This window comes from Streptomyces sp. NPDC085866 (genome assembly GCF_044541035.1).
Classification (GTDB): Bacteria; Actinomycetota; Actinomycetes; order Streptomycetales; family Streptomycetaceae; genus Streptomyces.
Window position 1 is genome coordinate 328,225 of the sequence record NZ_JBITSQ010000003.1, and the last position, 11,386, is coordinate 339,610.

General features: G+C 71.5%; 9 protein-coding genes and 1 pseudogene. 7 read left to right on the forward strand and 3 right to left on the reverse strand.

Annotated elements, in window-relative coordinates:
- Positions 1–158 precede the first annotated feature (158 nt).
- Complete coding sequence (locus tag ACIF83_RS08230; RefSeq protein ID WP_393470570.1) at positions 159–1,250, forward strand: mechanosensitive ion channel family protein; 1,092 nt, start codon at positions 159–161, stop codon at positions 1,248–1,250.
- Here ACIF83_RS08230 and ACIF83_RS08235 read toward each other — a convergent pair.
- Both ACIF83_RS08235 and ACIF83_RS08240 read right to left on the reverse strand, forming a co-directional pair.
- Complete coding sequence (locus tag ACIF83_RS08235) at positions 1,247–1,504, reverse strand: twin-arginine translocation signal domain-containing protein (protein WP_399724555.1); 258 nt, start codon at positions 1,502–1,504, stop codon at positions 1,247–1,249. The two genes, ACIF83_RS08230 and ACIF83_RS08235, sit on opposite strands and share 4 nt — an antisense overlap.
- Positions 1,505–1,656: 152 nt before the next feature.
- Positions 1,657–3,201: a M1 family metallopeptidase gene (locus ACIF83_RS08240; protein ID WP_398137819.1), complete on the reverse strand. Its 1,545-nt coding sequence runs from the start codon at positions 3,199–3,201 to the stop codon at positions 1,657–1,659.
- Positions 3,202–3,418: 217 nt separating this feature from the next.
- Between ACIF83_RS08240 and ACIF83_RS08245 the strand changes: the two genes are divergently transcribed.
- The 6 genes and pseudogenes from ACIF83_RS08245 to ACIF83_RS08270 all read left to right on the forward strand — a co-directional run.
- Positions 3,419–5,638: an NADP-dependent isocitrate dehydrogenase gene (locus ACIF83_RS08245; protein WP_399724559.1), complete on the forward strand. Its 2,220-nt coding sequence runs from the start codon at positions 3,419–3,421 to the stop codon at positions 5,636–5,638.
- Positions 5,639–5,823: 185 nt separating this feature from the next.
- Positions 5,824–6,729 carry an LLM class flavin-dependent oxidoreductase gene (locus tag ACIF83_RS08250; protein ID WP_398137818.1) on the forward strand — a complete coding sequence of 302 codons (906 nt, stop codon included), beginning with the start codon at positions 5,824–5,826 and terminating at the stop codon, positions 6,727–6,729.
- Positions 6,730–6,859: 130 nt separating this feature from the next.
- On the forward strand, positions 6,860–8,173 hold the full coding sequence (locus ACIF83_RS08255; protein WP_398137817.1) for a bifunctional o-acetylhomoserine/o-acetylserine sulfhydrylase: 1,314 nt from the start codon (positions 6,860–6,862) through the stop codon (positions 8,171–8,173).
- The gene (locus tag ACIF83_RS08260; RefSeq protein WP_399725199.1) at positions 8,170–9,324 is read left to right on the forward strand and encodes a homoserine O-acetyltransferase; all 1,155 of its coding nucleotides are present in this window, start codon (positions 8,170–8,172) and stop codon (positions 9,322–9,324) included. Before ACIF83_RS08255 ends, ACIF83_RS08260 begins: the two co-directional genes overlap by 4 nt.
- A gap of 191 nt (positions 9,325–9,515) precedes the next feature.
- Positions 9,516–10,307: an N-formylglutamate amidohydrolase gene (locus tag ACIF83_RS08265; protein WP_399724564.1), complete on the forward strand. Its 792-nt coding sequence runs from the start codon at positions 9,516–9,518 to the stop codon at positions 10,305–10,307.
- A pseudogene (locus tag ACIF83_RS08270) lies at positions 10,262–10,843 on the forward strand (cytochrome P450); the annotation flags it as partial. The gene ACIF83_RS08265 and the pseudogene ACIF83_RS08270, both read left to right, overlap by 46 nt.
- A gap of 66 nt (positions 10,844–10,909) precedes the next feature.
- On the opposite strand, the gene ACIF83_RS08275 reads toward ACIF83_RS08270, so the two are convergent.
- Positions 10,910–11,386, reverse strand: a complete 477-nt coding sequence (locus tag ACIF83_RS08275) for a hypothetical protein (RefSeq protein ID WP_393470558.1) — start codon at positions 11,384–11,386, stop codon at positions 10,910–10,912.

Consider the following 11,386-nt stretch of genomic DNA (forward strand, 5'->3'; position numbering starts at 1 on the left):
ACGAACCGGTGCGCCGGATACGGCAGGATGAACGATCGCGCCGACCGCCGTTGTCCCGGCGGCGGCGCGATCGCACATTCCGGACATCGAGCAGGTGGCAACGTGACGACACTTCACATCAGGCTCTCCGCAGTAGCTTTGCGCCCCGGAGGTGAGCGGTGAACCGCGCGCTGACCCTGGACGACCTCGTCCTCGCCGGCATCGCCCTGGCCGCCGGCCTGGTGCTGGCGTTTCTGTCCCGCACGGTGCTGCGCTGGCTGGCCAAGCACGCCAAGCGGACCAAGTGGAGCGGTGACGACGTCATCGTGGACACGCTGCGCTCCGTCGTCCCCTGGGCGGCGATCGTGGGCGGCCTCGCGGCGGCCGCGGCGGTGCTGCCGCTGACCCACACCGTCCAGCACCACACCAACCAGATCCTCCAGGTGTGGCTGATCTTCGTGGTGACCCTGTCCGCGGCCCGGGTCGTGGCGGGTCTGGTCCGCTCGGTCACCCAGTCCCGCTCGGGCGTGGCGGGTTCGGCCACCATCTTCGTCAACATCACCCGGGTCCTGGTCCTGGCGATCGGCTTCCTGGTGGTGCTGCAGACGCTGGGCATCTCCATAGCGCCCCTGCTCACCGCCCTCGGTGTCGGCGGTCTGGCCGTCGCCCTCGCCCTCCAGGACACCCTCGCCAACCTGTTCGCGGGCATCCACATCCTCGCCTCCAAGACCGTCCAGCCGGGCGACTACATCCGGCTGACCAGCGGCGAGGAGGGGTACGTCGTGGACATCAACTGGCGCCAGACGACGGTCCGCCAGCTGTCCAACAACCTGGTGGTCATCCCCAACGGCCAGCTGGCGAAGACCAACATGACCAACTTCACGCGTCCCGAGCAGCAGTTGACGATCCTGGTACAGGTGGGCGTGAGCTACGACAGCGATCTGGACCACGTCGAGCGCGTCACGACCGAGGTCGTCGCCGAGACCATGAAGGAGATCACCGGCGCCCTCCCGGACCACGAGCCCGCGATCCGCTTCCACACCTTCGGGGACTCCCGCATCGGCTTTACGGTGATCCTCGGCGTCGGCGAGTTCAGCGACCAGTACCGCATCAAGCACGAGTTCATCAAGCGCCTGCACCGCCGCTACCGCGAGGAGGGCATCCGCATCCCGGCCCCGACCCGGACGGTGGCGCTGCAGCAGGGCGCGGTGGTGATCCCGCAGCAGCGCAGCGGGGAGGACGCGGTGTCGGGTTCGGCCCTGACCGACTAGGGCGTGTCCCCGTCTCCGGCGTGGCAGCACGAGTCGCGCCGGAGAGCGCGGGCGACCTCCAGCCAGGTGCCCACCGAGCCGTCCCGGCAGGCGGTGACCGATCCGCCGGTCGTCTCGAGGTAGGTGAGGATCTGCTCCCCGGCATCGACGGCCGGCCGGCCCGCCGCCGGAGCCGTCGCCGGTGACACGGCGGCGGCCACTCCGGCGGCTGAGGCACCCAGGAAACCCCGACGGCTGACGAAGCCGAAGCCCATGTCCTTGCCCTCCCTCCCACGTGACCACCCGGTCCGACCGGTGCAACGAGCGGCCGGGCGGTACGTGGTGGGGACCGAGGTCGTCCGGAGGACGCAGGACACGATGCGCGTGGCGGGCGGAGCCGGGCCCGGCTCCGCCCGCCACGGGTGCGTCAGAGCGTCGCCGAGTTCTCGTGCCAGTGGCCGCCGCGTCCACTGTGCGGGGCAGCGAGGGAGGAGCTGACCGGGTTGACCGTCCAGTCGGGGTGGCCGGGCATGCGCGGGGTCTTCGTGCCGTAGAGCCAGTCGCGCAGGAAGCCGGACTGGTCCTGGCCGGTGACCTCCGAGGCGACGGTGATGTAGTCGTCCGTGGACGCCGAGGAGTTGCGGAAGCACTCCAGGAAGGTGCGCTCGACGGCGTGGAAGACGTCCTCGCCGACCAGCTGCCGGAAGGCGTACAGGACGAGCACGCCCCCCAGATAGCGCTGACTGTCGAAGAGGTTGACGGCGCCCGGCGCAGCCACCGGTCCCGAGTCGTGGCGCCACTGGTCGCCGCGGGCGTAGGTGTCCTTCATCCGGGCCTCCATCGTGGTGAGGCCCAGGGAGTCGGCCCAGCCGCGCTCGTAGCGGTAGAGGAGCCCGTAGAAGTCGGCGTGGCCCTCGTTCAGCCACAGGTCGGCCCAGGTGGCGGGGCTGACCAGGTTGCCGAAGTAGGAGTGGACCAGCTCGTGCATCATGTGCGAGCCGATCTTCTTCTCCTCCTGGAGCAGGAAGTTCGGCTTGTACAGGGTGAGGGTCTGGGTCTCCAGCCCGGTGAAGTCGAAGGCCTTCGGGTCGTCGGAGTTGCACGGCAGCAGGCCGTACGTCTCGAACGGGAAGGCGCCCAGGCGGTCCTCCAGCCAGGTCACCAGGCCCGGGGTGAGGGCGAGGGCCGGCTCCAGGGCGGTGGCACGGGCGGTGGGGACGACGTCGCGCAGGGGCAGGCCGTGCGGGCCCTCGCGGTCCTTGATCACGTAGTCGCCGACCGTGATCTGGACGAGTTCGGTGGCGATCGGAGCGGCCGAGCAGTACGAGTACGCCGTACGGCCGCCGTCCAGCTCCTCGGTCTCGGTGAGCGTGCCGTTCGCGACGCCGCGCAGCCCGTTCGGGACGGTGATGCGGAAGCTGAAGTCCGCCTTGTCCGAGGGGTGGTCGTTGCACGGGAAGACGGTGTGCGCGGAGTTCGGCTGCGGGCAGATCGCGAAGCCGTCCTCGGTGGGGACCCAGGCGGTGTGCGCGAGGGTGCGGCGCGGGTCGGCGGAGTACTCCACGCGGACGGTCGCGACCGCCTTCTCCGGGAGCGGGCGGTCGGGCGTGACGCGCAGCTTCTCGTCCGCCTGCTCCCAGACGGCCTCGCGGCCGCCCACGCACACGGAACGTATGTCGAGACCGAGGGCGTCGAGGGAGAAGCGGCTCAGCGCCCGGTCCATGCGGATCCGCAGGGTGGCGGTGGCGTCGACCAGCCTGGTCGTGGGGTCGTAGGCCAGGTCGAGGTGGTACGCCGACACGCGGTAGCCGTCGTTGCCGAGGGCCGGGAAGGCCGGGTCGCCGAGGGTCTCCGGGCCCGGGTCCCCCGTGCGCCTGCCCGGGGTGGCCTGGGCCGGGGAGCCCAGGGCCAGCGCAGCCGTCGTACCGATCAGGACGGCCGCCGGGGCTGTCACTCGGGTGCGATATCTCATCGTCCGCCTTTGCTCGGGCGGCCGGAGGGTCAGGGCCGGTCGCCGGTCAGTGGGCGATCGCACGTGGTCAGTGAGCGATCTTTTGTCATGACCACAGAGACGGAGTAGCGGTTGCACCCGTACGGCATGTTTTCCGGCCAGGACCCCTGTCGAGCCCAGCCCGATCACGAGATATCTTGATGTCGAGCAATGTTGCAGACGTGGAGCGGAGCACCCGGTGACTGACTCGACCATCTTCTACACCTACACAGACGAGGCCCCGGCCCTGGCGACGCATTCGTTCCTGCCGGTGGTCCAGGCGTACGCCTCGCAGGCCGGTGTCGCCGTCGACACCCGGGACATCTCGCTGGCCGGGCGCATCATCGCCGTCTTCCCGGAGTACCTGAACGAGGACCAGCGCATCCCCGACGCGCTGTCCGAGCTGGGCGAGCTGGCCAAGACCCCCGAGGCCAACATCATCAAGCTGCCGAACATCTCGGCGTCGATCCCGCAGCTCAAGGCCGCTGTCGCCGAGCTGCAGGGCAAGGGCTACGCGCTGCCGGACTACCCGGACGACCCGAAGACCGACGAGGAGCGCGAGGTCCGCGCCCGCTACGACAAGATCAAGGGTTCCGCCGTGAACCCGGTCCTGCGTGAGGGCAACTCCGACCGCCGCGCCCCCGCCTCGGTCAAGAACTACGCCAAGACCCACCCGCACCGCATGGGTGCCTGGACCTCCGAGTCCAAGACCAACGTGGCGACCATGGGCGAGAACGACTTCCGCTCCACCGAGAAGTCCGTGGTGATCTCCGAGGCCGGCGCCCTGAAGATCGAGCTGGTCGGCGAGGACGGCACCACCACCGTGCTGCGCGAGTCCGTACCGGTCAAGAAGGACGAGGTCGTCGACGCCTCCGTCCTGCACGTCGCCGAGCTGAACAAGTTCCTCGCCGCGCAGGTCGCCCGCGCCAAGGAGGAGGGTGTCCTCTTCTCCGTGCACCTCAAGGCCACGATGATGAAGGTCTCCGACCCGATCATCTTCGGTCACGTCGTGCGCGCCTTCTTCCCGAAGACGTTCGCGAAGTACGGCGAGACGCTCGCCGCGGCCGGCCTGTCCCCGAACGACGGTCTGGGCGGCATCCTCAAGGGCCTGGAGAACCTGCCCGAGGGCGCCGAGATCAAGGCCTCCTTCGACGCCGAGCTGACCGAGGGCCCGGCCCTCGCCATGGTCGACTCCGACAAGGGCATCACCAACCTGCACGTGCCCTCCGACGTCATCGTCGACGCCTCCATGCCGGCGATGATCCGCACCTCCGGCCACATGTGGGGCGCGGACGGCCAGGAGCACGACACCCTCGCGGTGATCCCGGACTCCTCCTACGCCGGTGTCTACCAGGCCGTCATCGACGACTGCCGCGCCCACGGCGCCTACGACCCGTCGACCATGGGCTCGGTCCCGAACGTCGGCCTGATGGCGCAGAAGGCCGAGGAGTACGGCTCCCACGACAAGACCTTCGAGATCGCGGCCGCGGGCACGGTCCGCGTCCTCGACCAGGCCGGCAACGTCCTGATCGAGCAGCCGGTCGGCAAGGGCGACATCTTCCGCGCCTGCCAGACCAAGGACGACCCGATCCGCGACTGGGTCAAGCTGGCCGTCACCCGCGCCCGCGCCACCGGCGACCCGGCCGTGTTCTGGCTGGACGAAGGCCGCGCCCACGACGCCAACCTGATCGCCAAGGTGAAGCAGTACCTGCCGGAGCACGACACCGAGGGCCTGGACATCAGGATCCTGTCCCCGGTCGAGGCCACCAAGCTGTCGGTGGAGCGCATCCGCCGCGGTGAGAACACCATCTCGGTGACCGGCAACGTGCTGCGCGACTACCTGACCGACCTGTTCCCGATCCTGGAGCTGGGCACCAGCGCCAAGATGCTGTCGGTCGTCCCGCTGATGGCGGGCGGCGGCCTGTTCGAGACGGGCGCCGGTGGCTCCGCGCCGAAGCACGTCCAGCAGCTGGTGAAGGAGAACTACCTGCGCTGGGACTCGCTCGGTGAGTTCTTCGCCCTGGTGCCCGCCTTCGAGCAGTACGCGACGGCCACCGGCAACAACCGCGCCAAGGTCCTCGCCGACACCCTCGACCGCGCCACGGCGACCTTCCTCAACGAGGACAAGTCCCCGACCCGTCGCGTCGGCGGCATCGACAACCGCGGCAGCCACTTCTACCTGTCCCTGTACTGGGCGCAGGAGCTGGCCGCGCAGACCGACGACGCCGACCTCGCGAAGGCCTTCGCCGCGTTCGCCGAGACCCTCGCGGCGAACGAGCAGACGATCGTCGACGAGCTGCTCGCGGTCCAGGGCTCCCCGGTCGACATCGGCGGCTACTACCAGCCGGAGAAGGCCAAGGCGGACGCGGTCATGCGCCCGTCGGCCACCTGGAACGAGGCCCTCGCCGCGCTGAGCTGACGCCTGCGGCGCCCGAGCCGCAGCTGTGAGTGAGTACCCGCCCCGGCCGGTACCCCCGGCCGGGGCGGAGCCATGTCCGGGGTGTGTGAACCGCGCGTGACAGGACCCGCGAGAACCTGTCGGGCAGAGCGCATCCCGGTGAGGATCCTCTCGTCGGCACACGCTCCCGCGTACGAGAGGCACCCATGTCCGAACCGGCCCACTGGGGCGTCAACCTCCCCCTGCCCGCGCACGCCCTGCCCGCCCACCGGCGTGCCGTCGAGGCGTTGCCCGATCTCGGTTACACGGACGTGTGGACCGGTGAGGGCGGTGGCGTCGACGCGTTCACTCCGCTCGCCGCGGCGGCCGCGTGGCAGCCTCGGCTGCGGCTGGGGACGGGTGTGGTCCCGGTGTTCACCCGAGGCCCCGGCATCCTCGCCCAGACGGCCGCCGGCCTCGCCGCGCTCGCCGAGGGCCGGGTGCTGCTCGGTGTCGGCGCCTCCGTGCCCGCCCACACCACCGCCCTCAACGGCGTACCGCACGAGCGTCCCCTCGCCCGGGTGCGCGACACGGTCCGCTTCCTGAAGCAGGCGCTGCACGGACAGGACGTCGGTGTCCTCGTGGGTGCCCTGCGGCCGAGGATGCGGCAGGCGGCGTACGAGGACGGAGACGGAGCCGTGCTCAATCTGCTGACCGAGGAGGACCTGCCGAAGGTCCTCGGCGCGCCGCGCCCCGGCAAGGAGACGGTGCTCAAGCTGTTCCTGTGCCCGACACCGGACGCGGCCCACGCCCGCCGGGCGGGCAGGAACTTCCTCGGCTGGATCCTCAACCAGAAGCCGTACCACGCCTTCCACGAGTGGCTCGGGCGTGGAGAGGTGCTCAAGGAGTCGTACGACCGTTTCCACGCCGGCGACCGCGCGGGCGCCGAAGCCACGCTGCCGCAGGAGCTGGTGGACGCCCTGTGGCTGCACGGCGAGCCGGCGGCCGTGCGCGAACGGATCCGCGCCCATCTGCACCCGGCCGTGACCACCGTGGTGCTGTACGTCGCCCCGACGCCGGAACTGGTCCGGCAGCCCGAGCTGTTGCCGGATCTCCTCGCCCGACTGCGCTGATGCGGTGCAGGATTGCGGCAACATGTCATATGTGAGGTCCTCATGTCACGTTTCGTACAAGCCTGTTCGGTCCTGTTCCCCCGTGCTTACCTCGTCGCAAGTCCGCGCCCTCCCCCGCACGAGGAGCACCATGAGCACACAAGCCGACACCTCGGCCTGGTCCTTCGAGACCAAGCAGATCCACGCCGGTGCCGCACCCGACCCGACGACCGGCGCCCGGGCCACGCCGATCTACCAGACCACGTCGTTCGCGTTCCGGGACACCCGGCACGCGGCCGACCTGTTCTCGCTCGCCGAGCCCGGCAACATCTACACCCGCCTCCACAACCCCACCCAGGACGTCTTCGAGCAGCGTGTCGCCGCGCTGGAGGGCGGGGTCGCGGCGGTGGCGCTGTCCTCCGGGCAGGCGGCCGAGACCCTGGCCGTCCTGACCCTGGCGAGCGCCGGCGACCACATCGTCTCCAGCACGTCGCTCTACGGCGGCACCTACAACCTGTTCCGGCACACACTGCCGAAGCTGGGCATCGAGGTGTCCTTCGTGGACGACCCGGACGACGTGGAGGCCTGGCGGGCGGCGATCCGGCCCACCACCAAGGCGTTGTTCGCGGAGACGCTGGGCAACCCGCGGGGCAACGTGCTCGACGTGCGGGCGGTGGCGGACGTGGCGCACACGGCCGGTGTCCCGCTGATCGTGGACAACACGGTCCCGACCCCCTACCTGCTGCGGCCCATCGAGCACGGCGCGGACATCGTCGTGCACTCGGCGACCAAGTTCCTCGGCGGGCACGGGACCACCATCGCCGGTGTCGTGGTGGACGGCGGCACCTTCGACTTCGGCGCGCACGCCGACCGCTTCCCGGACTTCACCGAGCCCGACCCGAGCTATCACGGCCTGCGGTACTGGCCGGCACTCGGCCCGGGTGCGTTCGCGATCAAGCTGCGGGTGCAGTTGCTGCGCGACCTCGGCCCGGCGCTCTCCCCGCACTCCGCGTTCCTGCTCCTGCAGGGCGTGGAGACGCTGAGCCTGCGCATCGAGCGGCACTCCGCGAACGCGCAGGCTCTCGCCGAGTGGCTGGAGCGGCGGGACGAGGTCGCCGCCGTGCACTATCCGGGGCTGGAGTCCAGCCGGTGGTACGAGGCCGGCCGGAAGTACCTGCCGCACGGTGCCGGTGCCGTCGTCTCCTTCGAGCTGCGGGACGGGGTCGAGGCGGGCAAGCGGTTCGTGGACGCGGTGGAGCTGTTCAGCCACCTCGCCAACATCGGTGACGTGCGCAGCCTGATCATCCACCCGGCGTCCACCACCCACAGCCAGTTGGACGAGGAGCAGCTGGCGGCCACCGGCACCGCGCCGGGGCTGGTACGGCTCTCGGTGGGCATCGAGAACCTGGCCGACCTCAAGGCGGACCTGGAGGCCGGGTTCCGTGCGGCCAAGGGCGCGTCCTGAGCGCCGTACCGGCCGCTCCCGAGAACCCGGTCCCCCTTCCGCCGGCCACCGGAGCCTGGCGGGAGGGGGACCCGCCCGGGCGGCGTCGCTGGTACGTCGCACAGCAGCCGCTGCCGTTGGAGGCGGGCGGTGAACTTCCCGGCTTGCGGCTGGCGTTCGAGACCTGGGGGCGGCTCGCACCCGACCGTTCCAACGCCGTGCTGGTGCTGCACGCGCTCACCGGGGACAGCCATGTCGCCGGTCCCGCCGGGCCCGGCCATCCGACACCCGGCTGGTGGGACGCCCTGGTCGGCCCCGGCCGGGCCCTGGACACCGACCGCTGGTTCGTCGTCGCGCCGAACGTCCTCGGCGGCTGCCAGGGCAGCACGGGACCGTCCTCCCCGCGCCCGGACGCCGGTGGGGCCTGGGGCGGTGCCTTCCCGCTGCTGACCCAGCGCGACCAGGTGGCGGCGGAGGCCGGGCTGGCGGACGCCCTGGGGATCGACCGGTGGGCGCTGGTCGTCGGTGGTTCCATGGGCGGGATGCGGGCCGTGGAGTGGGCGGTGTCGCACCCCGGGCGGACGGGCGCACTACTCCTGCTCGCCACCGCGGCCGCGGCGAGCGCGGAGCAGATCGCCTGGGCCGGCATCCAGCTGCGCGCCGTCCGCGGCGATCCCCACTGGCAGGGCGGCGACTACCACGACACCGGCCGCGGGCCGCTCGCCGGCCTGGGCCTGGCCCGCCGTCTGGCCCACGTCACCTACCGCAGCGAGCCGGAACTCCAGGTCCGTTTCGGCCGTCTCCCGCAGACCTCGCAGGACCCGTGGCGCGGCGGCCGGTACCGGGTGGAGTCGTACCTCGACCACCATGCCACGAAGCTGGTCCGCCGCTTCGACGCGGCCAGTTACGTCGTCCTGACCGAGGCGATGAACGCCCACGACGTCGGCCGGGAGCGGGGCGGGATCCGGTCCGCGCTCGCCCGGGTGACCGCCCCCACCCTGGTGGCCGGTGTCGACTCCGATCGTCTCTATCCGCTCGCCCAGCAGGCGGAACTGGCCGCGCGGATCCCGTCGGCGGACCACCTCAGGGTGGTGGAGTCGCCTTACGGGCATGACGGGTTCCTGATCGAGACCGGCCAGGTGGGCGCGCTCGTACGAGAGCTGCTCGACTGACCGCTCACCACACCCGGTGGCGAGCAGATCCCCAACGTCCCCGTCCTCGAAGCCGTAGGTCCGCACGACGAACCGTGAGTGGCCGCCCCTCTCCTCGCGATCCACGGCCTCGCTCCCGCCCGCCCTCGCTCGGTGCCGGTGTGACACCTTGATCCTGCACCACGCCACCGACAACGCCCCTGGAGCAGCCCGTGACCGAGTCCGCCCCCTCGTTCGAACTCCTGCCCGGCGCCGCCGAGTCGCCCGTGCTGCTGCACGTGCCGCATTCCGCGCGGACGATCCCGGAGGACGTGCGCAAGGGGATCCTGCTCGACGACACGGCCCTCGGGCTGGAGCTGGACCACATCACCGACGCGCACACCGCCCGGATCGCCGAGCGGGCGGCGGGGCTGGCCGGGCTCACCCCCTGGCGGTTCGTCAACCGGCTGTCGCGGCTGGTCGTGGACCCGGAGCGGTTCCCGGACGAGCGGGAGGAGATGCTCGCCGTCGGGATGGGAGCCGTGTACACGCGGACCACGCACCGGGGCGAGCTGCGGGCCGCGGACACCGACCCCGAGCCCTTGATCGAGCGGTACTTCCGGCCCTACGCGCGGGCGATGACCGAGGCGGTGGCCGGGCGGCTCGCCGCGGCCGGCCGGGCGGTCGTGATCGACGTCCACTCCTACCCGAGCCGGGCGCTGCCGTACGAGCTGCACGGGACGGGTCCGCGGCCGCCCGTGTGCCTCGGCACGGACGCCTTCCACACACCGTCCGAGCTGCGGGAGGCGGCGCGGGAGGCCTTCTCCGCGTGCGGGGAGACGGGACTGGACAGCCCGTTCAGCGGAACCTACGTACCGCTGGAGTACTACGGGCGTGACCGGCGGGTGAGCGCGCTGATGGTGGAGATCCGGCGGGACACGTACATGACCGAGCCGGGCGGGCCGGCCGGACCGGGTCTGGAGCGGCTCGCCACCGCGCTGGCCACGCTCGTCAACGCCCTGTAGGCCTCCGGCTGGAGCACTCCCGCAGGACAGCGCCGCTGCAGACCGGCGGCGAGGCCGTCACCCACAACTGCGAGCCGTTGCTGTTCCTGATGCTGCCCCGGCCGGAGCTGATGGAACGCATGCGCACCCGTCCCGAGGCGCGCGGTCCGGCCCTGGACGGCCTGTTGGGCCACACCCCGCACCGCCGCACGGTCGGGCTCGCCCGGATCGCGCTGGAGGACGTGGGGCCGGCCGACCACCGGATCGCGGCGGGCGAGCCCGTGTACGTCTCCTACCTCGCCGCCAACCGCGCCCCGGAGGTCTTCCCGGACCCGGACCGTATCGACCCCGACCGCGCGCCCAAACCGCATCTGGCCTTCGACAACGGCCCGCACCACCGCACCGGCGCCGTCCTAGCCAGGCTGCAGACCGAGCTGCTGGTCGACACGCTGGTGGACCGGCTGCCCGGGCTGCGCCTCACGGTGGAGCCCGGGCAGGTGCCCCGGCGGCACAAGACCATGATCCGCGGGCCGCAGACGCTGCCCGTCACCTGGTGATCCGGTTCGGGACCCGGTGACGCGGTCCGGAACCCGGTGACGCGGTCCGGGACCTCGTGATCCGGCTCAGGCCCGCAGCCACTCCGTGACGATCACCTCGCCGCCGGTCCGCAGCCGCAGGGCGAACGGGCCGGCGGGCGGGTGCTCGCTGGTGAAGCGGCCGAGGGTGTCGACCGTGACCGGCCGGGTCGTCTGCGGGCCGCCCAGCACCTCTATGCGAGCCGACTGCGGCGGCAGCACCTGGCCGATCAGCCCCTCCCCGGTGACCTCGACGTCGACGGTCAGCTCGCCCGCGCGGAAGGTCAGCATCCGCGGGGCGTCCGGCACTCCCCTGACCGGCAGCGCGTCCACGAGCGAGTCGAAGGTCAGCTCGGCGATCCGGGCGTCCAGGTCGTGCAACGCGTAGGCGTCCAGCGCCAGTTGGCGCAGCTCGACGGGGACGGGGTCCAGGACGGCGGCCGCCTGGCGCAGCTCCTCCTCCAGCAGATCGCCGTCGAACCCGGCGTCGTCGAAGTCCTCTTCGGGAAATCCGTTCCCGCTCAC

Excerpts from the sequence above, each read along its gene's own strand:
- ACIF83_RS08235 (WP_399724555.1), bottom strand. The coding sequence starts at position 1,504 with ATGGGCTTCGGCTTCGTCAGCCGTCGGGGTTTCCTGGGTGCCTCAGCC.
- ACIF83_RS08240 (WP_398137819.1), bottom strand. The coding sequence starts at position 3,201 with ATGAGATATCGCACCCGAGTGACAGCCCCGGCGGCCGTCCTGATCGGT.
- ACIF83_RS08250 (WP_398137818.1), top strand. The coding sequence starts at position 5,824 with ATGTCCGAACCGGCCCACTGGGGCGTCAACCTCCCCCTGCCCGCGCAC.
- ACIF83_RS08255 (WP_398137817.1), top strand. The coding sequence starts at position 6,860 with ATGAGCACACAAGCCGACACCTCGGCCTGGTCCTTCGAGACCAAGCAG.